This window comes from Rhodococcus sp. 008 (assembly GCF_001682295.1).
Lineage (GTDB): Bacteria > Actinomycetota > Actinomycetes > Mycobacteriales > Mycobacteriaceae > Rhodococcus_F > Rhodococcus_F qingshengii.
The window spans coordinates 4,027,599-4,051,890 of the sequence record NZ_CP012749.1 but is presented as its reverse complement, the minus strand read 5'-3'; the positions used below and the strand labels follow the sequence as shown (position 1 = coordinate 4,051,890).

Here is a 24,292-nt window from a genome sequence, read left to right as displayed (position 1 = left end):
TCAGGGCTGTCCCGGAAGCAGTTCGATCATGAGCGCCTCACCGTCGGCGAGGAGCTTGCCGTCGAGATCGGTCAGGCGCGCGCTGACAAAAGTCTTGCGACCCTCGACCCGATCCACCTGCCCCTCGATCACCAGTTGTTGATTGAGCGGAGTGATCGCGCGGTAATTGATGTGGAGGTAGCCGGTGCGGGAGATCGGACGGCCACCCGCGTGGACCGTCATCCCGAAGACGTCGTCGAACAGCAAGGGCAGGACACCGCCGTGAGCGGCGCCGTTGCCGCCCAGGTGGTAGCGACGGAAGACGCCGGTACTGCGGACTCCTTCGGTGTCGAACTTCTCGACCATCCACGGGAGCATGAGGAGGCTGCCGCGTCCGGGCAATTGGATGTTCGAGCCCGCGGGCGACTTGCCTTCCTGGACCTCGTACGGAGTCAACCGATCGGCAAGCTCCTCGGCTTGCGTAGCGATGTCTGCGAGTACGTCGTCGGGAACATTGGTCGAGACGGCAAGGTCCTGCAACCTGCGCATCGCTTCGACGAAGCGGCCGAAGTCCGGACCTGCGGGAGTGTGCCGGAACCGTGGAAATCCGCCCCGCTTCTCACCGTCTGTGACGATCTCCGTGCCGTCTGCGGTTTGTTCGCTCATGACCTGCACGTTAGCGCGCCCGGGAACGTGTTCTACCTCAGGTATCCGTTAGACGCGCGAGCCGTGCCTCTATCGTGGCTCAGGTGACCTTCAACCCGCAGCTCTGGCGCCCTGTCCCCGGATTCGAGAACCTCACCGACATCACCTACCACCGGCATGTCAGCCAAGGCACCGTTCGCGTCGCCTTCGACCGACCGGAAGTGCGTAATGCGTTCCGCCCGCACACCGTCGACGAGTTGTACCGCGCGCTCGATCACGCCCGGATGACCTCCGACGTGGGAGCGGTGCTCCTGACCGGCAACGGACCGAGCGAGAAGGACGGCGGTTGGGCGTTCTGCTCCGGCGGAGACCAGCGCATCCGTGGTCGCAGCGGCTACCAGTACGCCGAAGGAGAAACGGCGGACACCGTCGACAAAGCACGCGCCGGGCGCCTGCACATCCTCGAGGTCCAGCGCTTGATCCGCTTCATGCCGAAGGTCGTGATCTGCCTGGTCAACGGCTGGGCTGCGGGCGGCGGCCACAGCCTGCACGTGGTGTGCGACCTGACGCTCGCCAGCCGCGAGCACGCACGGTTCAAGCAGACCGACGCCGACGTCGGAAGCTTCGACGGCGGCTACGGCAGCGCCTATCTGGCAAAGATGGTGGGCCAGAAGTTCGCTCGCGAGATCTTCTTCCTGGGTGAGACGTACACCGCCGAGGAAATGCATCAGATGGGCGCGGTCAACAAGGTTGTCGACCACGCTGAACTCGAAAACGTCGCGATCGACTGGGCCGGCAAGATCAACGGCAAGTCGCCGCAGGCACAGCGGATGCTCAAGTACGCGTTCAACCTGCAGGACGACGGGTTGGTCGGCCAGCAGCTGTTCGCCGGTGAGGCAACACGTTTGGCGTACATGACCGACGAGGCCGTCGAGGGTCGTGACTCGTTCCTCGAAAAGCGTGATCCCGACTGGTCACCATATCCCTGGTATTTCTGACACAGTAGGTGCGAGAGGGAGGTCGGACGTGGAGATTCTGAGCAGTCGGACGATATTGCGCCCGAGCGAGTACGAACGAACGCTGAGCTTCTACCGAGACACCCTCGGTCTGGCGATCGCTCGTGAATATCCCGGCGGCACAGTCTTCTTCGCCGGCCAAGGGCTGATCGAAGTCGCTGCGCACGGCGGCACCGGCGAGGGCGGCTTTCGCGGCGCGATCTGGCTGCAGGTCCGGGACCTCACTGCCGTTCAGACCGAACTGGTTCTCGCCGGGGTCAAGATCGCGCGCGAGGCAAGACAGGAACCGTGGGGTCTACACGAGATGTGGATCGCCGACCCGGACGGGACACCGATCGTGATGGTGCAGATCCCGGAGGACCATCCCATCCGACGCGATTCCCGGCCACCGTCCGCGTAGTCGAGACACCGCTGTAGCCGAGCAATGACAGATGCCCGCCACGACTTTCGTGGCGGGCATCTGTCGGTTCTTCGCAGAGATCAGTTGCGCGTGCTCAGCGCCTGAGAGATCTGATCTGTCTGTGCCTGGCCCTCGAGCAGTTGGCGAACCAACCACAGCCGCAGCACCTTTGCCACCGATGCGGCCAGGAAGAGTGCGGCACCGACCACTGTCAGGGCGAGGAAAACCACGGTGAGGATCTGGTACGACACCAGATCCCGCAGGTCCGAGAGCGTCAGCGAAGAGATGTAGACGACGAAGGCGCCGACCACTCCGACGACCATGAGCACCAGGCCCGCGATGCGCGTCGCCGCGTCGCCGCCTGCCTGCTTCTTGTCCAGCTTCAACTCTGCGATGTTCTTCTTGAATTCCTCACGGCGATCTTCGGCGAGAGTAGTCATCGTCATCCTCCTAGATAACTGGTAGAAAGTTCGTTTTCGATGTCGTGTGGATCGCCGGTCTTGACGACGCGTCCCTGCAACATCAGTGCGGCCGAGGTCGCGATGGGCAGCACCGCTCGCGCGAACTGCTCGGCGACGAGAATGGAAATGCCTTCGGCTGCAAGCGAGCCGACGACGTCGTACATCTGCGAGACGATTCGAGGTGCGAGACCCATCGACAGCTCGTCGAGCAGGAGCACCGTCGGGTGAGTGCCGAGTGCCCGTGACAGCGCCAGCATCTGCTGCTCACCACCGGACATCGATCCGGCCAACTGTCCGCGCCGCTCCCCCAGGATCGGGAACCTGCCGTACGCAACCTCTTCGAGTTCGGCCAGCCCGACGCCCGTTCCGGTGGCGATCCACAGGTTTTCCCGCACAGTGAGGTTGGCGAAGATCCCGCGTCCTTCGGGGATGGAGCAGACCCCCAGCCGAGCCAACTCCGAAGGCTCGACTCCGTTCACGACCTGGCCCGCGAGCCGGAACTCGCCGCGGGTGACCGGAAGGACGCCCGAGCAGATCTTGAGCGTCGACGTCTTGCCGCCACCGTTGGGTCCGAGTAGCGCCACCACGGCGCCCGGTTCCAGAATCAGGTCCACCCCGTGCAGAACTTCGATGGATCCGTAACCGGCGCGGACACCGGACAGTTCGAGCAACGGTTCGGCGCGGTCGGGGCTGCGTATACCCTCGTCGATTTTCGCCTCGCCAATTTTCGCTGACGTCATACCGCCTCCTCCTCGGTCCCGATGTAGGCCGCGATCACTTCCGGATCCGTCCGGATCTTCTCCGGATCACCCGAGGCGAGGACTGCGCCGTAGTCGAGCACGTGGATGGTCGAGCACACTTTCATCACCAGCGGAATGTCGTGCTCCACCAGACAGATTCCGAGTCCACCCGCAGCAAGTTCGGTGAGCATCTCGGCAAAGACCTCGGTTTCCTGCTCGGTCTGACCCGAGGCCGGTTCGTCGAGCAGAAGCACTCGCGGGTCGGTCATGAGGGCTCGTGCAACTTCGACGACGCGAGCCCGTCCGGTGGGGATGTCCGCGACGTCCTTGTCCGCGACATCCGTGAGCCCGGTCAGCTCCAGCAGGCGATCGGTCTCGCCGTCCACGTCGATCTTGTTGCGGCCGTTCGCCTTGTGGATGTCTCCCGCGACGCGCAGGTTGTCTCGCACCGACAGCGAGACGAACAGTTCGAGCCGCTGGAAGGTACGTGCCAGCCCGCGCCCCGCCCGCTTGTGCGGCGGCAGCTTCGTCACGTCGACGCCACCGAGGAACACCTGACCGGAGGTGGGTTTCTGCAGCCCGGTGATTGTGTTGAAGAGCGTCGTCTTGCCGGCACCGTTCGGTCCGATGAGTCCTGTCACGGTGCCGGGTTGCACGGTGAGCGAAACGTCCTTGACCGCGACGTGTCCACCGAAACGAACGCTCACACCGCGCGTTTCGAGAAGTGGTGTATCAGACATGGACGGTCAACTCCTTCGGCGAGCCACCCTGGTACTGAGGAATCCCCAGTTCGCGGTCGATCTCGTCACGGATCTCGGGGCTGTACGGGACATCGATCCCGATGTCCTCGGGAACGACTGTCGCTTTGGCGGCCAGTTCCTCCGGAGTGAGAACCGCGCTGGGCATGACCATCTCACCGATCACCGGCAGCATGAACACCACCGCGATCGTGATGGACGCGAACCACCAGTTGCCGAGTACACCGGTCAGAGCAAGGACGTAGGTCAGCAGAACGACTGCGGCGCCGCCGATCAGAACAGGCTTGGCACCGGCGAGCCGTCGGTAGCCCTCGATCACGCTGTGGACCGTTCCGCTGGGGTTCGCGCCGACGCCGATACCGATCAGTGCCGGGCTGACTGCCGCGATGTTGCCGAAGAGCAGCCACATTCCCTCCAACTCCGGTTGCGCCGAAGCCAGATTGGTGAACGAGACCATGATGACCGCAAACCCGATTCCGGCCATCAGTCCACCGAACAGGGCGCCGGTGACGTATCCGATACCCGCGACGACGGTCAGCATGAGCAGCGAGAGGCTGACCATGATGGCAAAGCTCTCGCCCGAGACGGACCCCATGGCGCTCGACATCAGAATGCCGCCGAGACCGGCGATCCCCGAAGAGATCATGAAGACGCTCAGCTTGAGCCGAACCAGGCTCTGTCCGAGCATGGCCGAACCGGCCGGGCTGTCCTTCATCGCCGCGAGTCGGCGCCCGTAGCCGCTGTTACGCAACGCGATGACGCCGACGCCGAGTACCGAGAACAGCGCGGTCACGGTCATCAGGAACACCGTCTCGTTGCTCAGATCGAGCGGACCGATCTTCAGCGGAGGGAGGGCGATGTTCCCGTCCTTGAACAGCGAGTACTTCATGCCGAACATCTCGTGTTCGGTGGTGTCGCGAAGGACCATGTTGGAGAGGAACACTCCGAAGGCCATGGTTGCCAGCGCGAGATACAGCCCTCTCAGCCGCAGCGCCGGTAGGGCGACGAGGCCACCGATCACTGCGGTGACGAGGACTCCGACGACGATGCCCCACAGGTTGAGGTGCGCAGCCAACCCGGAACCGGAGATCCCGAAATGGAAGGCCACGATGGTCGCGATAGCGCCGAAAGACACCGGCGCCAAGTTCAATTCACCCGCGTAGCCGGTGAGGAGTGTGAGCGAGAGCGCGATGATCGCGAACGTCATTCCGATGGTCAGTGTGGTGACGGCGGAGGTCACCATCAGCAGACGGATCAGGTAGACGATGACGATCAGTGCCACGCCCCAGACGACGGCCTTGCGCACGCTCGGCACGTGGTAACGCTCGCGAGTACGGGTGACCGCTCCACGCAACCGGTCCTGTGGGAGCACGATCAGCACCACGAACAGCGCGATCATCGGCAGGGAGACACGGAAATTCGACGTCCAACTCCAACTCGTCGGGAAGTATGCCAATACGTACGTACCGGCAAGCCCGAGGACCACGGCGCCGACGAACGTGCGCGGAATGCTGCGCAACCGGCCGAACATGGCCGCGGCAAACGCGTCGATCACCAAGAGTGTCAACATGTTCGCCTCGAGTGTGCCGCCACTGATCGGGGTGATCAGGATGCCGGCCAGGACTGCGAGCGTCGAACCCATCGCCCAGGACAGTGCCGCAAGACGCTCCGGATTGTGGCCGTTGAGGCGCAACAGTTCCGGATCGTCGACGACGCCGCGCATCGCGACACCGGCGCGGGTGCGCGTGAACAGGATGCGCAGGCCGACGGCGATGGCGATCGCAACGAGGATGCAGATCAACTCGTGGTAGCGGATGCTCGCGCCGAACACCGTGATCTTGGACTGGTCGCCGAAGAACATCTGCATCGTCCGAGCGGTCTCGGGGTGCCAGAACCAGTGCGAGATCGAGAGCATTCCGAGCAGGATCGAGACCGTCACAACGATTTTGGTGACCTCGGCGGTATCGCGCAGACCCTTCATGATCAGGACGTAGAGGCCGAGGCCCATCAGTGGCCCGACCAGGACGAGTGAAATCAGCAAGGCGACGAAAGTGGGAAGTTCCCAGCCGTAGCGCAACTGCCAGTAGATGAACGCACCGAGCATTGCCTGTGCACCGTGCGCGAAGTTGAAGATGCCTGACGTGTTGTACGTGAGTACCAGCCCGGAGGCGGCGATCGCGTACACCGACCCCAGGACCAGGCCCAGGATCGTGAAAGTGACAAAAGTGTTCATGGCTGAACCCTCGTTAGGGACTCGGGCGGCGGTTGGCGCTCGCCGCCCGAGTCGGAAGAATCAGGACTGCGGCTTGATGACGTTGGCGTTCTGGTACTTCGTCGACACGCGGTCAGCGCCGAGTTCGGTTCCCCAGGTGCTCTTGTCGGTCGCGACGAGGTACTTGGGGTCACACTTGAATTCGCCCGCGGTGGACGGGAACGCCTGCGAGTAGGTACTGCCCTTCAGCGAGGTCATGAGTCCGCAGGTGGCCGGCATGTTCTTGCCGGGATCGGTGACGGCATGCAATCCGCCGCCGTCCCACTCGTGAATGTTCGAGAGTTCGTTCACCATGCACTGACGCGTCAGATCGCTACCGCACTCGTCCGCGGCGGCCGCCCACAGTAGGAACGACGACGCCGCCTGCATACCGAGGAGCGCGGTCTTGCCACCCTGCTCGGAGACCAGATCCACGTACTTCTTCACTGCGGGCACCTTGTCCGCGTTCTCGAGCATCTGGAAGGTCATGCCCGCGTTGAGGTTGTCGAGCAGTCCGGTGTCCTTGTTCCAATCGGAGACGGTCGCGCCGTACCAGGTGGCTTCACCGAAGAAGACGGGATCGATCCCGACCTGATCGAGCGCCTTCACGAAGTTCAGCTCCGACGGGCTTGCCGATCGTGACGTCCAGATCCCCTTCGCGCCGCACTCCTTGTACTTCTCGGCGAACGGCACATAGCTCGATTCCCCCTCGTAGTTGAGTGTGACGCCGCAATCCTTGAGCTTGAAGCCCGCAGCCTCGGCGATCGAGCGAATCTTCGTGGTGGAGCTGATGATCGTGGGCATCGTGCTGTTGACGACGTCGAAGTCGTTCACCAGATCGGGGTGCATCTCGGCCATCTGGAACCACTGCGAACCGTTCGCGTAGTCGACCGGGAACGGGACACCCTGGAATGTCATCGGTCCGTTGGCTGCGTCGGGTGACACGGTGAAGCCTGGCACGGACACCAGGTTGCACGCGACACGCGTCTGCTCGGCGGTCTGATCCATCGCGAAGCCGTAGCCGACCATCATGAACTGGCTCGCGCACGCTTCCTGCATGACCGAGTTGGCCTGCGTCATCGCGGCGTCGTAGTCGGTACCGACAACCTTGCGGCCGTTGATGCCGCCCTGATCGTTGCACCAAGAGATGAGCGCGTTCACCGCATCGCTCATTTCCTTGTTCAGCCCAGGAGACTTCACATAACCGCGGTCGTCACCGAACCCGATCTTGATCTCGGTGTCGCTGACGCCTTGATCGGTTGCGCCGGTGGCGTCGCCTTCACCACAGGGCGAATCGAGGGTGCCGAACTTCGCGTCGGATGTGCTCGACGCAAGGTCTGCGCTGACGCCGGGTCCGCCGACAGCGACGGCGTAGGGATCGTCACCACGATTCGATGCGCAGGCTGACGCCAGAACGGCGGTCGCGGCGAGTGCCACGATCAGCTTCGTGGACTTGTTGGGCTTCACGGTCGGAGCTCTCCTTCTCACTGACAGACACCGAGAAACAGGGGTGAAACCCCTGTTCCGGTGCGCTCGGTGCCCGTAGGTAATCAGCGTTTAAAACGGTCCGAATGTGCCTTCCCGGTGAGTGAGACCAAAAAGTGAGGTCCCACACAGGGTTCCGATTTCGTGGCGCTGAACACATCGCGAACGGCAGCGCCGCAGCCCACGCGCGGGGACGTACTCCGCGGAGCCCCTGTTCGCATCCCGTTCGCTGTACTTTTACGCGTTCGATACGCACAATTCACGTTGTGACCGCAGAGCTCGTAATCCTCCTGGTGGTAGTTGTCACCGCCCTCGCGTTCGATTTCACGAATGGTTTTCACGACACCGGTAACGCAATGGCCACCTCCATCGCGACCGGAGCACTCAAGCCCAAAGTTGCGGTCACACTTTCCGCGATCCTGAACCTGGTCGGTGCGTTCCTGTCCGTCGAGGTCGCTGCGACCGTGGCCAAAGGCGTCGTCAACCTCGGCGCGGTCAGTGGGCAGGATCTGCTGCTGATCGTCTTCGCCGGTCTCGTCGGCGGAATCATCTGGAATCTGGCGACCTGGCTGCTCGGATTGCCGTCGAGCTCCTCACACGCACTGTTCGGCGGATTGATCGGCGCCGCAATCGCCTCCATCGGTATGGGCGGCGTCGAGTGGGGTGGAGTTCTGACCAAGGTCGTCGTCCCCGCGATCCTCGCGCCGGTCGTCGCGGCCCTGGTCGCAGGCGTCGGTACCAAGCTCGTGTACCGAATCACCGCATCCGTCAAGGAAGACGAGCGTGAGCGCGGTTTCCGTTTCGGCCAGATCGGCACCGCCTCGCTGATCTCACTTGCGCATGGCACCAATGACGCCCAGAAGACTATGGGCGTCATCTTTTTGGCCCTGGTCGCTCACGGCACCATCACCGCCGAGACCGAGATGCCGTTCTGGGTGAAGTTCACCTGTGCCGTCGCGATCGCTCTCGGCACCTACCTTGGCGGTTGGCGCATCATCCGCACCCTGGGCAAGGGCCTTGTCGAGATCGCCGCGCCGCAGGGTCTGGCAGCCGAAGCGTCGTCCGCCGCCATCATTCTCACGTCGAGCCACCTCGGACTCCCCCTCTCGACCACCCACGTCGCCACCGGATCGATCCTCGGTACCGGCATCGGGCGCAAGGGCGCCGAGGTCCGCTGGGGCGTCGCAGGCCGGATGGCCGCCGCCTGGTTGATCACCTTGCCGTCGGCCGCAGTGGTCGGCGCCATCTGCTGGGCACTCGCGCATCTGATCGGCGGCCTGGCCGGCGTGCTCGTCGTCTTCGCTGCCCTCATCGCGTTCGCGATCTTCATGTACCTGCGTTCGCGTAAGGAACCCGTAGACGCCGCCAACGTGACCGCCGAATGGGACGAGAATCCGGATGCGACGGCTCGCGAGATTCCGACTGCTGATCCCACTCCGTCCACCGAACCCACTCGCAACTCCTGAAAGGGGCGCAAGAGAATGCATCTACTCACCGATACCCTCGATTCGCTCTGGCAGGTAGTGGCAGTCGGACTGCTCTTCGGAGCCGGACTGCCGGCGATCTTCGCCTTCGGCCTCAAGTCGCTGAGTCTGCCGAACGCCGACGGCACCGAAGGACCGTCCACCCTGGGTAAAATGGGTGCGTACCTCTGTTTTGCGGTCGTGCTCGTCACGATCTTCGCCGGAATACTGTTGTTGATGAAGAACTTCTTGGCCAGCACGTTCGGAATCCACGTCTTCTGAGTGGTCGTCGCGGCACACCACTGAAACCACCGAAACGAAAATGAGGCCGAGGATTTGAGCAAGTATTCATTGCGCAGCGTGCTCGACTGGCTGCGTGCCGGGTATCCCGAGGGCATCCCGGACAAGGATCATTTTGCGCTGCTCGCCGTTCTCCGTCGTCGTCTGACGGACGAGGAGATCGAGCAGGTCGTTTCGATGTCCATCGAGTCGGCACACGAAGTGCCGGACCGCCACGTCGACTACGACACCATCCGCGCCATCATCGAGGGAATCCTCAACGAGGAGCCGTCCGAGGACGACGTCGATCGTGTCACCGAAAGGCTGCGCGCAGGTGGGTGGCCGGTCATCGAAGACGTGGACACCGACAACGAAGTTCGAGACGTGAGCTGACGTCATGGCCCTTCCGCCCTTCCTCACGTCGATAGTCGGCTGGTTGCGGGCCGGCTATCCCAATGGCGTCCCCGAGCAGGACTACATCCCACTTTTCGCGCTCCTCACTCGCAGACTCTCCGAAACCGAGGTCGACGCCGTCGCCGACGCGTTGATCGAGGACGGCGATCTACCCATCGAGAAGACCGACATCCAGGTCCTCATCACGAAGATCACCAACGAGATGCCACTCGAAACCGACGTCGACCGCGTACGAAGCCATCTGGCTGCCGGTGGTTGGCCGCTGGCTGGACCGGACGTCCGGTGAAAGTTCTTCGCACACTGGCTGTTCCACAGGGTGAGGCGGTCTTCGAGGTACTGCCTGCCATCGCGCAGATCCTGGACGGCGTGCACGACGCCGTGCTTCCCGTCCCGGCGGCCGACGCACGCGAGACGGCCCGACTGAGCGACGCTCTGCACCCCGATCAGCCCATCGACGACGGCATCTCGCTGGTGGTCGCCACGTCGGGGACCACCGGAACCCCGAAGGGCGCGATGCTCACCGCGAGCGCACTGCGAGCCAGCGGCGACGCGACCCATGAACGCCTCGGCGGCACCGGATCCTGGTTGCTGGTTCTCCCCCCGCACCACATCGCCGGGATGCAAGTTCTGTTGCGCAGTGTCCTCGCCGAAACACAACCGGTGATCGTCGACGTCAGTGCGGGTTTCGACCCTGCCGCATTGCCGGGCGCTGTCGCCGCGATGAGCGGACCGCGCCGCTACACCTCGTTGGTGCCGACGCAGTTGGTCAAGGCACTCGGTGATCGCTCCGCGGTCGAGGCCCTGGCTTCGCTCGACGCGGTTCTGCTCGGCGGCGCTGCTACTCCCGCACCGGTACTCGCGCAGGCGACCGAAGCGGGCATCACCGTCGTCCGCACCTACGGGATGAGCGAAACGTCCGGCGGTTGCGTCTACGACGGAATCCCGTTGTCCGGAGCACAGATTCGTATCGACGACGGCCGAGTTCTGCTGGGCGGTCCGATGCTCGCGTCCGGGTACCGCGGGCTTCCCGACCACCCTGCCTTCGCCGAACCCGGATGGTTCCGGACCGACGACGCCGGATCAGTGGTCGACGGGGTCCTGCGCATCAGCGGCCGGTTGGACGAGGCAATCTCCACCGGTGGGCTGACCGTCGTACCGCAGGTGGTCGAGGCCGCGCTGGCCGATCACCCCGCCGTTCGCGAGTGCGCGGTGATCGGCATCAAGGACCCGCGGCTGGGGCAGCGGGTGGTGGCCGTGGTCGTACCCGAGGGCGAAGCTCCGACGCTCGACGAACTGCGCGCATATGCTCAGCGGACACTCGACGTCACCGCGGCGCCGCGGGAACTCTTCGTCGTGGACGCGCTCCCCCTGCGTGGACCGGGAAAGCTCGACCGCGCCGCCCTGGTGGCTCGGTTCAGCTAGCAGCCGCAGCACCGACCTCGCGCGCTGTGCAAGTAACCGCAAGTTCCACGCAAGGTCCATGCAAGATCGGTCTGCCAAGCTTCATCCCATGAACCACACAGCTTCGCCTCTTGCCATCGAGGCCGACGGACTCGTCAAGAAGTTCGGCGAGCACCGCGCGGTCGACGGCGTCAGCCTCACCGTCCCCACCGGCTCGGTGTTCGGCGTCCTCGGGCCGAACGGCGCCGGCAAGACCACCACCGTCCGCATGCTCGCCACTCTCCTTCGCCCCGACGGCGGTGAGGCGCGCATCTTCGGCCACGACGTCAGCCGTGAACCCACCGCGGTCCGATCCCTGATCGGCGTCACCGGTCAGTACGCCTCCGTCGACGAGGATCTGACGGCGACCGAGAACCTCGTGATCTTCTCGCGGCTGCTCGGCCTGAGCCGCCGCGATGCGCGCACCAAGTCCCTGGAACTCCTCGAGGAGTTCGATCTGGTCGAGGCCGCGACCAAACCGCTGAAGAACTTCTCCGGTGGCATGCGTCGACGCCTGGATCTGGCGGCAAGCCTGATCGCGCGCCCGCCGCTGCTGTTTCTCGACGAGCCCACCACCGGCCTCGATCCGCGCACCCGCGCCCAGATGTGGGTGACCATCCGGCGACTCGTCGCCGAGGGTTCGACGGTGTTGCTCACCACGCAGTACCTCGACGAAGCCGATCAACTGGCCGATCGCATCGCGGTGATCGACCGCGGCCGCGTGATCGCCAACGGCACCGCCGACGAACTCAAGGCTTCGGTCGGGATCTCCTCGCTCCAACTCAAGCTGGTCGATCGTGATCGCACCGAGGAGGCTCGCTCGCTCATCGCCGCTGCGCTGAGCGTCGAGGTGGGTGTCACTCCCGAGGTCGGGCGGATCACCGCACCACTGAGCGACCCATCGATCACGGCGGACCTGTTGATCCGTCTGCGTGAGCAAGGTATCGCCGTCGACGAGATCAACGTACAGAAACCCAGCCTGGACGAAGTGTTCCTGACCATCACCGGGCACCAGCCCGAAGACGGTGGACGCAACGACGCCCAGTCCGACAACGACTCCGATCGGAGCGTCGCATGACAACCACCCTCACCAAACCCCGGTCGCCGATAGCCCAGCCGGATGCCGCACCCCGCCGCATCAGCCTGCAGCAGAGCTTCGCGAACACGTTCACGATGGCGTACCGCGGAATTCTCAAGATCAAGCACAACCCCGAGCAACTGTTCGACGTCGTCATCCAGCCGATCATCTTCACGTTGATGTTCACCTACATCTTCGGCGGCGCGATCGCCGGTGACGTGACGGCATATCTGCCGACGATCATCCCCGGCATCCTCGTCCAGACCGTCATCACCGGTTCCATCGTCACGGGCACTCAGCTTCGTGAGGACATGGACAAGGGCGTGTTCGACCGCTTCAAGTCCCTTCCCATCGCTCGTATCGCCCCGCTGTCCGGTGCATTGCTCGCCGACGTCGTGCGCTACGGCATCGCCACGACCATCACGTTCATCGTCGGTTTCGCGATGGGTTACCGCCCCGCAGGCGGCGTGGTCGGCATTCTGTCTGCCGCGATCCTGGTCATGGTGTGCGCGTTCTCCATCAGCTGGATCTTCGCTCTCATGGGCGTGCTGATGAACAAAGCGTCCACGGTGCAGGGTGTTTCGATGCTCGTGCTGTTCCCGCTGACGTTCCTGTCGAATGCGTTCGTCGATCCTGCCACCATGCCGAGTTGGCTTCAGAAGTTCGTGAACGTCAATCCGGTCTCACACCTGGTGACCGCGGTTCGCGAGCTGGCCAACGACGGACACTTCGGTATCCACGTCGTATGGTCGCTGGTGGGCGCCGCGGTGATCGTTGCCGTCATGGCACCTTTGACCGTGCGGATGTACATGCGCAAGACATAAGTCCCGCACCATCGTCCAGACCTAGTCCAGCACCGGTCCGCGAAGCGCAGCCAACACTGCTTCGCGGACCGCTCTGCGTGAGTAACCCGATACCTTCTCGGTTTCCACAGACCACCTGTCGGCTCCGACCAGACCAACCGCGAAGTCGGAGAGGCGCGCGTGATGGAGCGAGACGAAGTCTTGTCTCCCCGGCATTTTCAACGACAAAGCCATCAGTTCGACTCCGCGTTCGATGTTGCCCGTGACAAGATCGAACGACCCGATCGCCGACGCCAACGAACCCGCGAGCGGCAGGTCCGCGTAACCGTTGGGATCGAGCTTGAGAGCACTCGACTCCTTCATCTGCAGAACGCGGCCCGCCACCAGTTCGTGCCGGCCGTGAACTGCGTGAGCGCACACAGCCGCGGCACCGAGCAGAACGACGAAGGGATCACCGAAGATGTTCTCGATCGCAGAACCCAACAGCTCCAGCGCTTCTCGATACCGAGCCAAGCCCTCGTCGATACGGCCGTCCGCGAGATCCGCCTCGGCGATACTCGCTATGAGCGCCGCGCGCCGTTGATCGGTTTCGATGGCCCCGGTCCCACCCGAATGCGCCAATGCCGGACGTGCACGATCGAGAAGCACCCGACCACCAGCGGTGTCACCGGCCGCGATCATTGCTCCGGCTTGAAAGCAGATGAGCTGCATCGCCTCGTCACGCGCACCGAGGCGTTCCATCGACGCCGCCGCGATCGCGTAGAACTCGATGGCCTCGCCATAGCGGGCGGATTGGCTGTGAACCGACCCGACATGTTGGGCCGCCATCGCCAGACCCCACTCGTCACCGATGCTGGTGGCGTAGTCGAACAGAGTCTCCCCGTCCAGCAACGCACCGCGCAGATCTCCGATGTTCTCCCGCATGTTCGAACGCGCGGACAGCGCCGCCATTCGGGTCTCGGGATCGGAACTGCGAACGCCTTCGGCCACCAACCGCGCAAGTTTGTGGTTGGCGATCCCACTCGTGGTCAGCTTGATCAGAAATGCGAACAACGGACCGAGATCATCGCGCTCACGCAACAGCTTTCGAAGTCGGATCCGCGCACGGGCATGGTTTCGATCGGCCTCTCCGAAGAAGAGATGCATCGCCACCAGGATGAACGTAGCGCCCACCAGTTCTGCATTCACGTCGCGCAGATCGTTGTCCGCGGTCGCCCCGACGATCTTCGACGCCCAGTTCGAGATTTCCGAGTTCGATCCTCGTACGGCCCACAGAATCGCAAGGACGGGGAAGACGTTGGCTACGGTCACCGCGTCGCCGCGTTCCACGGCCCAGCGAAGTACAGCCAGAAGGTTGTCGTGCTCGGCGTCGAGGTCGGCAATCAGACGGAGCTGATCCGTCCGTGCACGCACGACGGCATCCTCGGCGATCGCAATCGCCCAGTCGTCGAGGCGCCGAATCACTTCCGGTCCCTCCCCGGACGCGGCGAGTTGCTCCTCGCCGTATTCACGGACAGTCTCGAGCATGTAGTACCGAAGATCTCCCTGCCCGTCGCTGACGGAAAGAAGTGACTGATTCACCAGCGCTTCGACGGCACTTGCCACATCGGTCAACTCGCCCCACCCGGCAACGGCCTGCGCCGAAGAAAGGGTGAAGCCGGCCGGGAATCGGCACAATCGACGCAACGCAATCTGATCCCCGCTGCCCAACAGATTCCAGCTCCAGTCGATCACCGCGTGCAGGGTGCGATGCCGATCCGGAGACGTCGGATCATCGGAGCGCAACAACGCGAACCTGTCTCGCAGTCTCGAACCGATTTCGTCGACGCTCATGGTGCGGACCCGCGCGGCAGCGAGCTCGATCGCCAGCGGGAGTCCGTCGAGCGTCGTACACAGCTTGACTACCGCGTCGACGTCCAGATGAACAGACGGCCGCACCGCACGGGCTCTCGCCGAGAAGAGTTCGACTGCCGAGCCGGTTCCGTCTTCGATCGCCAACGGCGGCAACGGGTACACCGCCTCGGCACTGATCATGAGCGGAGAACGACTGGTGGTCAGAACCGTCAGCTGACGACCGGCCGCGATCATCTCGGCCACGATCTCCGAACACGCGCCGATCACGTGCTCACAATTGTCGAGGATGAGCAACATCGGACCGGCGGACAGCGCCTCTTTGAGTCGCTCTCTCGCCGAATGCGTTCGGCCGACGGTCAATTTGCCTGGCGCCAGATCGGATTCGCTGATTCCGAGGGTGCCTCCGATGGCCGCGATGACATCTTCGCTGCTGCGCAACGACGCCAACTCCACGAGGACCACCGAGACGCCCGGCTGGTTCACGGATCCGCGCAGGCCCAATTCGTGTGCGAGACGGGTCTTTCCGGCGCCACCAGGTCCGAGAATGGTGACGACGCGCGAGCGGGCGAGCAAGGATTCGATCTGGTCGATGTCGTTGTCGCGACCGAGCAAGGTGTTGGGGGCAGCGCGGAGACCGATCGCACGCGCGGCCCGCGGTGTAGCCGCAGGTGCCCCGAGAAGTTCCGCGTTGAGAGTCACCAGTGCGGGTGACGGATCAGCGCCCAGGCGATTGGCGAGGTGGTTGCGGAACTCCGCGAACACTTCGAGTGCCTCGTTGACTCGGCCTGCTCCGGCGAGTGCACGCATCAACGCCTCGGCCGCTGTGTCGTCGAATGGGCTCGCCAGATGGCGTCCGCGCACCAGGGGAATGGCTGCCGCGTACTCCCCCAATGTGAGCAACGCGTCGATCTGCGCCGTCTCCAGTTCGTCGTACACCCGGCCTGCGTCGAGCGCCAGACGATCTGCAACGTCGCCGACGACGTCACTCCCGGGGGTACCGCGCCACAGGCGCAATGACGCGGTCGTGACGGCGAGCGCTTCGGACGCTTCGGCGCCGACGGTGCGCAGACCACGGGCGGCGTCCGCTGCCCTGGCCAGGTCGACACGCTCCCGAGCGAGAGTGAGCCGGTATCCGGCCGCCGTGACTTCGAGGGCCCCGTCCGGGAGTGCAGATCGCAGGCGCGAGACCTGAGTGTGGAGGGCGTTCATCGGTGAGCGCGGCGGCTCCAGCCCCCAGACGTCGTCGATCAGGCTCTGCGCGGTACGTGGCTCACCCGGATTGCGAGCCAGCGCAACCAGCAGAGTTCGAGCTCGCGGACCCGGCAACGGAACCAGACGACCGCCCACTTTGGTCGAAACGGGTCCGAGCAAGGCAATGTCTGCCAGGTCTTCGCCCGACTGCGCGTACCTGGCGCGCTCACTCACGTCTCGAGTCATGTGCTGATCCACCGCGTTCGATCGTATTGCACAGTGCAAAGATCGTTGTATGGCAACAGCTGCTCAATGGATCGAAGGCGCGAGGCCGCGCACACTCCCGAACGCGATTGCGCCCGTGCTGGTCGGCACCGGAGCCGCGGCGTCCCTGGACCTCGCAGTGTGGTGGAAGGCGCTCCTGGCACTGATCGTCTCCTTGGCCTTGATCGTCGGGGTGAATTTCGCGAACGACTACTCCGACGGAATCCGCGGAACGGACGACGACCGCGTCGGGCCACTGCGCTTGGTCGGATCGAAGTTGGTCAGTCCCGGAGCCGTGAAGGCCGCGGCGATCAGCTGCTTCACCGTTGCCGCGGTAGCCGGGTTCGTTCTGGCGGCGACCACAGCCTGGTGGCTGGTTGCGGTCGGCGTGTTCTGCATCATCGGTGCCTGGTTCTACACCGGCGGCAAGAAGCCTTACGGATACAGCGGGTTCGGCGAGATCGCCGTGTTCATCTTCTTCGGACTGATTGCAGTGCTGGGAACTCAGTTCGTACAGGCCGAACGGGTGGATCTGGCCGGGCTGGCCGGCGCGATCGCCATCGGCTCGTTCTCGAGCGCGGTGCTCGTTGCCAACAATCTTCGAGACATCCCGACCGACACCGAGTCCGGAAAGATCACTCTCGCAGTCCGGCTCGGCGACGCCAAGACCCGCACACTGCACGTGATCCTGCTGGCCGTCCCGTTCGTCGCGACCCTGCTGCTGATCCTGCGCACTCCGTGGGCATTGCTCGGATTGCTGGCGTTGCCACTGGCAATCCGAGCCAACGCCCCACTGCGTTCGGGCGGGCAGGGTATGGCCCTGATCCCCGCGTTGCGCGACACCGGACTCGCCATGCTCGTCTGGGGTGCCGCGACCGCAGTTGCGCTCAGTCTCGCCTGAAAGTCGACGGACTCAACGGTTGTCCGGGACGAACGCGCTGAGCAGGAAGTTCACGATCGAGATGATCAGCGCGCCCCAGACTGCCGTCCAGAAGCCGTCGACCGTCAAGCCGTAGGACGTTCCGGACGAGATCCACGCCGTCAGCATCAGCATGAGGGCGTTGATCACGAGCGTGAACAATCCGAGAGTCAGGATGAGCAGCGGTAGCGAGAGAAGCTGCACTACCGGCTTGATGAACGCGTTGACCACCGTGAAGATCAAAGCGATCACCGCGATCACGAGAACCGTGCCCCAGGTGCCGTTGTCGTGGTTGGCGATCGTGATGCCGGTGACCCACGCCGACGCCAGCCAGATGGCTATGCCGTTGATGATGAGACGTGCCAGAAATGTCATGTCTGAATGCTGGCACATCCCGCCCCGTGCATGCGGAGCCGTGCCGAATCTAGGCGGCGCGATTCATCTTCGCTTCCAAGCGCTCACGGATCACCGACATCGTGACCTGCGTTTCGAGGGCCTGACGGCTAGGCCCGTCGGCGACACGCAGGATGCCGAGCAGGATGTGTTCGGCGCCGATGCGATTGTCCTTGTGCGCGAGCGCTTCACGGAGCGAGAGTTCCAACACCTTCTTGGAGTCCTTCTCGAATCGTGAACGAGGGAACCCGAATCGGCTCTTGCGAGAAGTGTCGACGCCGTCCGGCACAGGAGTCTCGTCCAGCACACCTTCGCCGAAGGACTGCTCGAGACTCTCCCGAACCGCATCGAGATCGATGCCGATCGACTTGAGTATCTCGGCGTCGTCGTCGAAATTGTTGGAGCTACCTTCGTTCGATCCGGCGCCGGCGTGGCGGATCACGTCGAGCGTGACACCAGACTCGGTGAGCACCTCGGTGGCGATGCCCCGATCAGAGGTGATCAGCGCGGTCAGAAGTTCCATCGGCGTGACAGGACCGGAGCCGGCGACAGCATCGACAACGACGCCTCGAGCCTGTGCGGAGAACCTTTCGAACATGGCAATTACCTGCCCTTCTCGCGCAGTGAACGCAGCATCGATTCCGACTGCGCGGACGCGTATTTCTTGTGGACGGCTTGACGGCTGACCTCGAGAGCTTCCGCGATCGCCTGCCAGGACCATCCGTGACGGCGCGCATTGGCGACCTGAATGGCCTCGAGTTTTTCGAGAAGACGACGCAGCGCTCGAACAGCACGCAATCCCTCGGTGGGATCCGGGCTACCGGCGGCAGCAGCGAGAGAGGTTGCTTCGGTCATGTTGTCAATTTAGGTTGACAACCGGAATTTGTCAACCAAAATTGACAGGCGCGCCTAGTACCCGGCGACGGCCCCGTCCACTGCCACCTGCAAGTCGGCCTGCACAGTTCGGGCGATATCCATCGGCTTGTCCGGAAGTTCGGTCACCGGCATTCCGACAAAGACACTCGCAGCCTTGACGTCGCCGGCCACTGGACCGTAATTGATGCCGATCGACACCAGTGCCGGTGAGCATCCCAACTTCTCGGCGCGCGCGACGATGTGGCCGATTCCGCTGTTGACGTGCTGCAGCCGCGTCGGATCTTCGGTGTTGCACGTCCCTTCCGGGAAAATCGCCAGACAGTCCCCGTTGCCCAGCCGCTCGGCCGCGACGTCCATCATCACTCGGCCGGCATCCGAAACTGCACGGAGGCCGTAGTTCTTGCTGCGAAAAACCGGGATGCTGCCCATCATGTCGACCTTCTTGCGCTGTGAAGGATCAACGAAGAGTTCGTCTTTGGCGAGGACCCGGGTCCGTCCGATCACTCGACGCAACGGAGTACGCCACGCGGTCGCGGCGAGCGTGAACTGGTCGCTCTCGGTCAGATGATTGACTGCCACGACCAACTGCGTCTTACGTTCCAGCAGAGTCTTCAGCGCACCTTCCGCACCCGGCGCGTACCTCACTCGCGGGCGGTACTTCAGCGCCAATGCGGCATAAGCGAGCTTCGCCACGAATCGGTTCTGCTGATGACTGCGGTAGTACTCGTACACAGCCTCGTAATTGTCGAGTGAAACTTCAGGATTGCCCATGATCCGCCCTCGCTGGAGAAGTGCCCCTTGACCAAACGATACACAACCTACGGTTGCGTAGGTTTGCGTTACAGAAGGCGTAGCGCTGGGAGAAACGCACTTCTCGAGGTAAAACGGTTTCTGTGATCCGCTCGGCCATATCCACCGACCTACCCGCACTGCAACAGATCGAGATCGCCGCGGGCGAACCGTTCCGAGACATCGGGATGGACGCCATCGCAGACGATCCACCGCCGACGCTCGACGAGTTGAACGATTTTCTCGCAGCCGAGCACATCTGGGTTCAGACCGACGCGAACGACGTACCCGTTGCGTACGCACTCGTCGAGATCGTGGACGGCGGCGCGCATATCGAACAGGTCTCCGTTCACCCCGATCATGCCCGGAAAGGCCTCGGAGCACAGCTGATCGACGCCGTCACCGAATGGGCGGCGGACCATCACCACGATCTCGTGACTCTGACGACGTTCGTCGACGTTCCGTGGAACGCGCCGTACTACGAGCGACTCGGGTTCGTGCGTCTGGCCGAGAACACGCTCTCCCCCGGCCTGATACGCATCAGAACGGACGAGCAGTCGTCCGGGTTGGACGCCTGGCCGCGCGTGACGATGAGCCGCCCGTCACACGGTCCGGCGCCGGCGATTCAGGAACTGGCCGTCCACGCACCCGAACGGACGAACTCGTCCAGCACTGTCGTCGGGCCGAGCAGGTCGATCCCTTCCGAAGCCACCCATTCGTCGTTGTAATACGTGCCTGAGTAACGCTCTCCGCCGTCGCACAGGAGGGTGACGACGCTGCCGCTGCGCCCGGCCGCCATCATTTCGGCAATCAACGCAAAAGCTCCCCACAGGTTCGTCCCCGTCGAGCCGCCCACTTTGCGCCCCAGGGCTGCGCTGGCGTGCCGGGCGGCCGCGATCGAGCCTGCGTCCGGCACCTTGATCATTCGGTCGACCACCTGACCGACAAACGACGGTTCGACGCGCGGACGGCCGATGCCCTCGATCCGGGAACCTCGAGTACCGACGATCGACGGATCGCTCGCTCGCCACGCGTCGAAAAACACGGAGTGCTCCGGGTCCACCACGCACAGCCCCGTGTCGAATTTCCGGTAACGAAGAAAGCGGCCGATCGTGGCACCGGTTCCGCCCGTCCCGGCTCCGACGACCACCCAGTCGGGAATCGGATGTTCCTCGTGTTCGAGCTGAGTGAAGATCGATTCGGCGATGTTGTTGTTTCCGCGCCAATCCGTCGCGCGCTCGGCGTGGGTGAACTGGTCCATGTAGTGACCGTTCAACTCACTCGCGAGCCGATGCGATTCCGAGTAGATCGACGACGGATCGCTCACGAAATGACAACGTCCCCCCTGCGCCTCGATCAACGCGATCTTGGCGGGACTCGTGCTCGCGGGCATCACCGCGACAAAATCCAGGCCCAGCAACTTCGCGAAATACGCCTCGCTGACAGCCGTCGATCCGGACGACGCTTCGATGACAGTGGTCTCTTCGGTAACCCAGCCGTTGCAGATCGCGTAGAGGAAAAGCGACCGTGCGAGTCGATGCTTGAGACTCCCCGTGATGTGGGTCGACTCGTCCTTCAGATAAAGCTGGACGGTCCAGTTACTCGGCAGCGGATAGCGCAGCAGGTGAGTGTCCGCGCTGCGTTGCGCGTCGGCTTCGATCAACCGCACCGCGTTGTCGACCCACTGGCGTGAGGTCCGACGGTCGACGTCGAGCGACCCCGTGGTCACCGCCCGTCTCCGCGCAGCTTGGAGCGAAGATCGTCACGATCGGACCGACGCTGGGCGTCGACCGCCGCAATGCCCGCATTAACACGCTTGCGCAGTTTCGCGAAGAGCAGCAACGACAGCGGCAGCGCGATCAGAACTGCGAACAGCGCCGCGACGATCAAGGGAACGTCCGTGCCGGCGAGCTTTCCGCCACCGATGATGACGGCACCGATCACGACGACAAGCAGCAGCCGAGCGACCGAGTACAGCACCACGTCGCGGGCTAGTTGACCCTTGGTCACCGGCCCGGAAGCCGACTTTGCTTGCCCAGAGTTTGCGGAAGGTTTACTGGCCTTGACCGGCTCAGAAGGAACATTTTCGGGGTTTTCAGACAACTGACTCACCCTCTCAGGTTACCCATTCCGAATACGGGTGGGACCGAGCCCGCTATATCCATTTTGTCCTTTACTTAAACATTACTTTTTCTTGAAAGATCGACTACCCGGCTATATCTGTGCAAACATTGCGCTACCACTCAGAAAACGGTCGAATGTGAGCGAAGGACTTCGAAACAAACTCGACGCAGGTTTTTGGCAACTGGTCGACACACCGGTTCGGAACCAAAGTTCGGAATCACTGCTCGGTTCGGAATCACTGTTCGTCAAACGTTCGACATCAACATGGAGGACCTCACAATGAGCGCACCAACCTTCAATACCGCCGCAGACGCACTCATGACGCCCGGACAGGTAGCGGCATTGTTTCATGTCGATCCCAAGACCGTGACCCGCTGGGCACACGCAGGACGACTGGGCTCGCTTCGCACGCCAGGAGGACATCGTCGATTCCGTGAGACCGAGGTCATGCAGCTTCTGCGCTCGCTGACCACCGAAGCAGACAACAACTGAGCAACTTCAGCTCACTTCGAAGCACTTTGCGGTACCCGAGAGATCTTGCAGTACCCGACAGATACAGCACTAGCGCACTGAGCCGAAACGCTTGTCCGCACCACTTCTGGTGAAGCGGGGCGGAGACTGAGTAGGCTCGACTTCAGTTCCCTGAGGAGGTGCGCCGTGTTGTATCTGTTGGCGTTGGTGGGTTTGGTGACATTGATCGTTCTGATGTGGAAGGCATTTGGGCCCGATCCGTCGACGCGCACCCCGGTGAGCGGTGTACGCGGGCCGGATGACGATCCCGAATTCCTGTGGAATGTGAACCAGCAAACACGACGCAAGCGCACGGAAGGTCCGGACGTACCGCCGACTGACGCGTCGACGTAGCGTCCGGGCTCACCCGGCTATCCGATTACCTCCCCGTCAACGCGAACGGGGAGGCCGGAAAGTCCTGGGCAACCACCGCAGCCAACTCCAGCACCGCTTCCCGAGTACCTGGACGCAGCCGGTCCAGATCGATTTCGGCGCCCTCTTCCAAATGCGGATCGAACGGAATCAGTTTCACCGCTCGACAGCGCTGCTCGAAGTGCTCGACGACCCGCGGCAGATCAACCTTGCCCGACCGAGACCGTACCGCGTTGATGACAGCTACGGACGTGGCGACCAGCCTGCTGTAACCGTGAGCGTCGAGCCAGTCAAGTGTTGCGGAGGCGCTACGTGCACCGTCGACGGAACCGGAACTGACGACGATCAACGAATCTGCACCTTCGAGAATGGCCTGCATCGCCGAGTGCATCAATCCGGTGCCGCAATCGGTCAGAACTATGCTGTAGAACTTCTCGAGCATGTCGACCGTGCGCGTGTAGTCCCCACCGCTGAAGGCCTCTGAAACTGCTGGATCGCTGTCGGAGGCAAGCACTTCGAGCCGGTGTCGATTTTGCGATGTGTAGCCACGGACGTCGCTGTACTTCTCGATGCTGTTCTCGTCGCGCAGCAGGTTTCGCACTGTTGCCGGAGTTTCGAGCGGGATCTTCTGGCTCAGCGTTCCCCGGTCGGGGTTTGCATCGACAGCGACGACGCGATCGCCGCGGATCGAGCCGAACATCGACCCCAGTGTCGCTGTGGTCGTGGTCTTTCCGACGCCGCCTTTGAGACTGAGCACCGCAACCTTGTAGCAGCCCTGCAGCGGCTGGTTGATCTGGCGCGTCAACTCGACGAGGTGCTGCTCTTTTGCACCGTTTCCGAGGTTCACCGATCGGCCGGACAACGTGTACAGCGCCTTGCGCCAGCCACCCACCGGGGCAGGCCGGACAGGCCGCTTGACGAGGAGCGCAGCCGAGAGATCTTGCGCAGTCATCGGGAGAGCGGACTCGAAGCGACTGTCCGGAGCCGAGGTGAGTCCGGTCTGCGGCATCGGAGCGCGAGTAGGTGGCGCCGTCGGCGGGGCCATCGGCACGGCCTGACCATTCTGGAGGGTGTGGCCGTTCTGCACCGGCGCAGCGCCGGGATGACCGAACTGCCGAATCGCGGGATTGGGCGGATGGACGCCGGGCGAAAAAGGTGCCTGCGGTTGCTGGAGCGGTCTCGGGGATGAATGCGCCGTCGGGCCGGGCTGCGAATTCTGAACAGGATGCAGGTTCTGAACAGGCTGCGAGTTCCGAACAGGCTGCGAATTCTGAACAGGCTGCGGAACGCCAGTTCGTGAATCCGGAAGCGACCCTCCACGATTCGTAGGTTCGTAGGTCTGCATCGGCATCGCAGGCGAGGTCGAGAACTGGCCGTTGATCGGGCCTGGCTGCGCTGCCGGATACTGGATGACCGGAGTCTTGGGACCTGGTACCGGAGCCGCTGGGGTCGTCGTCGGCGGCGGAGCGGCGGGTGCACTGGGCGCCTGGCCGGCGACTTGCTGGAGCGGCCCGGAGTCGACCGGGGCCACGAAGAGACTACGAACGTCGCTGGGAACCGAGTCCGATGACGGCTCGGGCGCGGATGCGCGCGGCTCGCGCCGCGTCGGCTCGGCAGGGCGCACCGGCTCCCACAATCCTGCTCCGGCGTCTTCAATCTTGTCGACCATCTCGCCGCTCCCCCTCGTCGATCCCACAGCTACCAGACAGCTAGTAATTCGCCAAGCTGCATCGTAACTGTTGCCCGCCCCTGACGTACCGACCGGTAATACCTACAGACCGGTCGGCA

The 24,292-nt window shown here is 63.4% G+C and carries 27 protein-coding genes; 13 read left to right on the top strand and 14 right to left on the bottom strand.

The genetic code is table 11. From position 1 onward, the window contains the following. Complete coding sequence (locus AOT96_RS18940; protein WP_065352872.1) at positions 1 to 645, bottom strand: PaaI family thioesterase; 645 nt, start codon at positions 643 to 645, stop codon at positions 1 to 3. A gap of 83 nt (positions 646 to 728) precedes the next feature. Between AOT96_RS18940 and AOT96_RS18935 the strand changes: the two genes are divergently transcribed. Further along, complete coding sequence (locus tag AOT96_RS18935) at positions 729 to 1,622, top strand: 1,4-dihydroxy-2-naphthoyl-CoA synthase (protein WP_024487301.1); 894 nt, start codon at positions 729 to 731, stop codon at positions 1,620 to 1,622. Between the two features lie 28 nt (positions 1,623 to 1,650). After that, on the top strand, positions 1,651 to 2,040 hold the full coding sequence (locus AOT96_RS18930) for a VOC family protein (RefSeq protein WP_003941917.1): 390 nt from the start codon (positions 1,651 to 1,653) through the stop codon (positions 2,038 to 2,040). A gap of 80 nt (positions 2,041 to 2,120) precedes the next feature. On the opposite strand, the gene AOT96_RS18925 is transcribed toward AOT96_RS18930, so the two are convergent. From AOT96_RS18925 to AOT96_RS18905, 5 genes are read right to left on the bottom strand one after another with little or no spacing between them, the layout of a single operon-like run. After that, positions 2,121 to 2,480, bottom strand: coding sequence for a hypothetical protein (locus tag AOT96_RS18925; RefSeq protein ID WP_003942018.1), 360 nt, complete (start codon positions 2,478 to 2,480; stop codon positions 2,121 to 2,123). 2 nt (positions 2,481 to 2,482) lie between these two features. Continuing rightward, entirely contained in the window at positions 2,483 to 3,241 is a 759-nt protein-coding gene (locus AOT96_RS18920) for an ABC transporter ATP-binding protein (protein ID WP_003941866.1), read from the bottom strand. After that, positions 3,238 to 3,981 (bottom strand): ABC transporter ATP-binding protein, encoded by a 744-nt coding sequence (locus AOT96_RS18915; RefSeq protein ID WP_003942056.1) that lies wholly within the window; start codon positions 3,979 to 3,981, stop codon positions 3,238 to 3,240. Before AOT96_RS18915 ends, AOT96_RS18920 begins: the two co-directional genes overlap by 4 nt. Continuing rightward, on the bottom strand, positions 3,974 to 6,232 hold the full coding sequence (locus AOT96_RS18910; protein WP_065352135.1) for an ABC transporter permease: 2,259 nt from the start codon (positions 6,230 to 6,232) through the stop codon (positions 3,974 to 3,976). The genes AOT96_RS18915 and AOT96_RS18910 overlap by 8 nt, the downstream gene beginning before the upstream one ends. A 60-nt stretch (positions 6,233 to 6,292) precedes the next feature. Further along, on the bottom strand, positions 6,293 to 7,717 hold the full coding sequence (locus AOT96_RS18905) for an ABC transporter substrate-binding protein (RefSeq protein WP_064443322.1): 1,425 nt from the start codon (positions 7,715 to 7,717) through the stop codon (positions 6,293 to 6,295). A gap of 284 nt (positions 7,718 to 8,001) precedes the next feature. Between AOT96_RS18905 and AOT96_RS18900 the strand changes: the two genes are divergently transcribed. From AOT96_RS18900 to AOT96_RS18870, 7 genes are all read left to right on the top strand, one after another. Beyond that, positions 8,002 to 9,201 carry an inorganic phosphate transporter gene (locus AOT96_RS18900; protein ID WP_007728486.1) on the top strand — a complete coding sequence of 400 codons (1,200 nt, stop codon included), beginning with the start codon at positions 8,002 to 8,004 and terminating at the stop codon, positions 9,199 to 9,201. 15 nt (positions 9,202 to 9,216) lie between these two features. Further along, positions 9,217 to 9,480: a hypothetical protein gene (locus tag AOT96_RS18895; protein WP_003942079.1), complete on the top strand. Its 264-nt coding sequence runs from the start codon at positions 9,217 to 9,219 to the stop codon at positions 9,478 to 9,480. 54 nt (positions 9,481 to 9,534) lie between these two features. Next, positions 9,535 to 9,870: a DUF3349 domain-containing protein gene (locus AOT96_RS18890; protein ID WP_003941853.1), complete on the top strand. Its 336-nt coding sequence runs from the start codon at positions 9,535 to 9,537 to the stop codon at positions 9,868 to 9,870. 4 nt (positions 9,871 to 9,874) lie between these two features. Further along, positions 9,875 to 10,177, top strand: a complete 303-nt coding sequence (locus AOT96_RS18885) for a DUF3349 domain-containing protein (protein ID WP_003941976.1) — start codon at positions 9,875 to 9,877, stop codon at positions 10,175 to 10,177. Continuing rightward, positions 10,174 to 11,313 (top strand): o-succinylbenzoate--CoA ligase, encoded by a 1,140-nt coding sequence (gene menE / locus AOT96_RS18880; RefSeq protein ID WP_065352871.1) that lies wholly within the window; start codon positions 10,174 to 10,176, stop codon positions 11,311 to 11,313. Before AOT96_RS18885 ends, menE begins: the two co-directional genes overlap by 4 nt. Positions 11,314 to 11,401: 88 nt before the next feature. Beyond that, positions 11,402 to 12,409 (top strand): daunorubicin resistance protein DrrA family ABC transporter ATP-binding protein, encoded by a 1,008-nt coding sequence (locus AOT96_RS18875; protein ID WP_003941960.1) that lies wholly within the window; start codon positions 11,402 to 11,404, stop codon positions 12,407 to 12,409. Continuing rightward, positions 12,406 to 13,233: an ABC transporter permease gene (locus tag AOT96_RS18870; protein ID WP_003941848.1), complete on the top strand. Its 828-nt coding sequence runs from the start codon at positions 12,406 to 12,408 to the stop codon at positions 13,231 to 13,233. The genes AOT96_RS18875 and AOT96_RS18870 overlap by 4 nt, the downstream gene beginning before the upstream one ends. A gap of 21 nt (positions 13,234 to 13,254) precedes the next feature. On the opposite strand, the gene AOT96_RS18865 is transcribed toward AOT96_RS18870, so the two are convergent. After that, positions 13,255 to 16,503 carry a BTAD domain-containing putative transcriptional regulator gene (locus tag AOT96_RS18865; RefSeq protein WP_065352870.1) on the bottom strand — a complete coding sequence of 1,083 codons (3,249 nt, stop codon included), beginning with the start codon at positions 16,501 to 16,503 and terminating at the stop codon, positions 13,255 to 13,257. Between the two features lie 49 nt (positions 16,504 to 16,552). Here AOT96_RS18865 and AOT96_RS18860 point away from each other — a divergent pair, with 49 nt between their 5' ends. After that, complete coding sequence (locus tag AOT96_RS18860; RefSeq protein ID WP_019744341.1) at positions 16,553 to 17,422, top strand: 1,4-dihydroxy-2-naphthoate polyprenyltransferase; 870 nt, start codon at positions 16,553 to 16,555, stop codon at positions 17,420 to 17,422. A 12-nt stretch (positions 17,423 to 17,434) separates the two neighbouring features. Here AOT96_RS18860 and AOT96_RS18855 read toward each other — a convergent pair whose 3' ends face one another. From AOT96_RS18855 to AOT96_RS18840, 4 genes are read right to left on the bottom strand one after another with little or no spacing between them, the layout of a single operon-like run. Beyond that, on the bottom strand, positions 17,435 to 17,815 hold the full coding sequence (locus tag AOT96_RS18855; protein WP_003941998.1) for a phage holin family protein: 381 nt from the start codon (positions 17,813 to 17,815) through the stop codon (positions 17,435 to 17,437). Between the two features lie 49 nt (positions 17,816 to 17,864). After that, positions 17,865 to 18,431 (bottom strand): Clp protease N-terminal domain-containing protein, encoded by a 567-nt coding sequence (locus tag AOT96_RS18850; protein WP_065352134.1) that lies wholly within the window; start codon positions 18,429 to 18,431, stop codon positions 17,865 to 17,867. A 5-nt stretch (positions 18,432 to 18,436) separates the two neighbouring features. Further along, positions 18,437 to 18,688: an HTH domain-containing protein gene (locus tag AOT96_RS18845; RefSeq protein ID WP_003941869.1), complete on the bottom strand. Its 252-nt coding sequence runs from the start codon at positions 18,686 to 18,688 to the stop codon at positions 18,437 to 18,439. 54 nt (positions 18,689 to 18,742) lie between these two features. After that, positions 18,743 to 19,480 (bottom strand): lysophospholipid acyltransferase family protein, encoded by a 738-nt coding sequence (locus AOT96_RS18840; RefSeq protein ID WP_065352133.1) that lies wholly within the window; start codon positions 19,478 to 19,480, stop codon positions 18,743 to 18,745. A 122-nt stretch (positions 19,481 to 19,602) separates the two neighbouring features. On the opposite strand from AOT96_RS18840, the gene AOT96_RS34760 reads away from it, so the two are divergent. Continuing rightward, on the top strand, positions 19,603 to 20,226 hold the full coding sequence (locus AOT96_RS34760) for a GNAT family N-acetyltransferase (RefSeq protein ID WP_054187825.1): 624 nt from the start codon (positions 19,603 to 19,605) through the stop codon (positions 20,224 to 20,226). Here AOT96_RS34760 and AOT96_RS18830 read toward each other — a convergent pair. After that, positions 20,124 to 21,227, bottom strand: coding sequence for a PLP-dependent cysteine synthase family protein (locus AOT96_RS18830; RefSeq protein WP_003941980.1), 1,104 nt, complete (start codon positions 21,225 to 21,227; stop codon positions 20,124 to 20,126). The genes AOT96_RS34760 and AOT96_RS18830 overlap by 103 nt on opposite strands. Further along, a complete protein-coding gene (locus AOT96_RS18825; protein ID WP_030535490.1) occupies positions 21,224 to 21,610 on the bottom strand; it encodes a DUF4229 domain-containing protein in 387 nt (128 codons plus the stop codon). Before AOT96_RS18825 ends, AOT96_RS18830 begins: the two co-directional genes overlap by 4 nt. Before the next feature lie 291 nt (positions 21,611 to 21,901). Here AOT96_RS18825 and AOT96_RS18820 point away from each other — a divergent pair, with 291 nt between their 5' ends. Next, a complete protein-coding gene (locus AOT96_RS18820; protein WP_003942029.1) occupies positions 21,902 to 22,114 on the top strand; it encodes a BldC family transcriptional regulator in 213 nt (70 codons plus the stop codon). A gap of 165 nt (positions 22,115 to 22,279) precedes the next feature. Beyond that, positions 22,280 to 22,486: a hypothetical protein gene (locus AOT96_RS18815; protein WP_003941996.1), complete on the top strand. Its 207-nt coding sequence runs from the start codon at positions 22,280 to 22,282 to the stop codon at positions 22,484 to 22,486. A gap of 25 nt (positions 22,487 to 22,511) precedes the next feature. On the opposite strand, the gene AOT96_RS18810 is transcribed toward AOT96_RS18815, so the two are convergent. Then, complete coding sequence (locus tag AOT96_RS18810; RefSeq protein ID WP_065352131.1) at positions 22,512 to 24,173, bottom strand: MinD/ParA family ATP-binding protein; 1,662 nt, start codon at positions 24,171 to 24,173, stop codon at positions 22,512 to 22,514. Positions 24,174 to 24,292 lie beyond the last annotated feature (119 nt).

What these genes read in the sequence shown, in the direction of transcription:
- AOT96_RS18850 (WP_065352134.1), bottom strand. Translation starts at nt 18,431, where the DNA reads ATGTTCGAAAGGTTCTCCGCACAGGCTCGAGGCGTCGTTGTCGATGCT.
- AOT96_RS18865 (WP_065352870.1), bottom strand. Translation starts at nt 16,503, where the DNA reads ATGACTCGAGACGTGAGTGAGCGCGCCAGGTACGCGCAGTCGGGCGAA.
- AOT96_RS18855 (WP_003941998.1), bottom strand. Translation starts at nt 17,815, where the DNA reads ATGACATTTCTGGCACGTCTCATCATCAACGGCATAGCCATCTGGCTG.
- AOT96_RS18870 (WP_003941848.1), top strand. Translation starts at nt 12,406, where the DNA reads ATGACAACCACCCTCACCAAACCCCGGTCGCCGATAGCCCAGCCGGAT.
- AOT96_RS18920 (WP_003941866.1), bottom strand. Translation starts at nt 3,241, where the DNA reads ATGACGTCAGCGAAAATTGGCGAGGCGAAAATCGACGAGGGTATACGC.
- AOT96_RS18940 (WP_065352872.1), bottom strand. Translation starts at nt 645, where the DNA reads ATGAGCGAACAAACCGCAGACGGCACGGAGATCGTCACAGACGGTGAG.
- AOT96_RS18820 (WP_003942029.1), top strand. Translation starts at nt 21,902, where the DNA reads ATGAGCGCACCAACCTTCAATACCGCCGCAGACGCACTCATGACGCCC.
- AOT96_RS18875 (WP_003941960.1), top strand. Translation starts at nt 11,402, where the DNA reads ATGAACCACACAGCTTCGCCTCTTGCCATCGAGGCCGACGGACTCGTC.
- AOT96_RS18845 (WP_003941869.1), bottom strand. Translation starts at nt 18,688, where the DNA reads ATGACCGAAGCAACCTCTCTCGCTGCTGCCGCCGGTAGCCCGGATCCC.
- AOT96_RS18860 (WP_019744341.1), top strand. Translation starts at nt 16,553, where the DNA reads ATGGCAACAGCTGCTCAATGGATCGAAGGCGCGAGGCCGCGCACACTC.
- AOT96_RS18910 (WP_065352135.1), bottom strand. Translation starts at nt 6,232, where the DNA reads ATGAACACTTTTGTCACTTTCACGATCCTGGGCCTGGTCCTGGGGTCG.
- AOT96_RS18885 (WP_003941976.1), top strand. Translation starts at nt 9,875, where the DNA reads ATGGCCCTTCCGCCCTTCCTCACGTCGATAGTCGGCTGGTTGCGGGCC.
- AOT96_RS18810 (WP_065352131.1), bottom strand. Translation starts at nt 24,173, where the DNA reads ATGGTCGACAAGATTGAAGACGCCGGAGCAGGATTGTGGGAGCCGGTG.
- AOT96_RS18840 (WP_065352133.1), bottom strand. Translation starts at nt 19,480, where the DNA reads ATGGGCAATCCTGAAGTTTCACTCGACAATTACGAGGCTGTGTACGAG.
- AOT96_RS18925 (WP_003942018.1), bottom strand. Translation starts at nt 2,480, where the DNA reads ATGACTACTCTCGCCGAAGATCGCCGTGAGGAATTCAAGAAGAACATC.
- AOT96_RS18895 (WP_003942079.1), top strand. Translation starts at nt 9,217, where the DNA reads ATGCATCTACTCACCGATACCCTCGATTCGCTCTGGCAGGTAGTGGCA.
- AOT96_RS18915 (WP_003942056.1), bottom strand. Translation starts at nt 3,981, where the DNA reads ATGTCTGATACACCACTTCTCGAAACGCGCGGTGTGAGCGTTCGTTTC.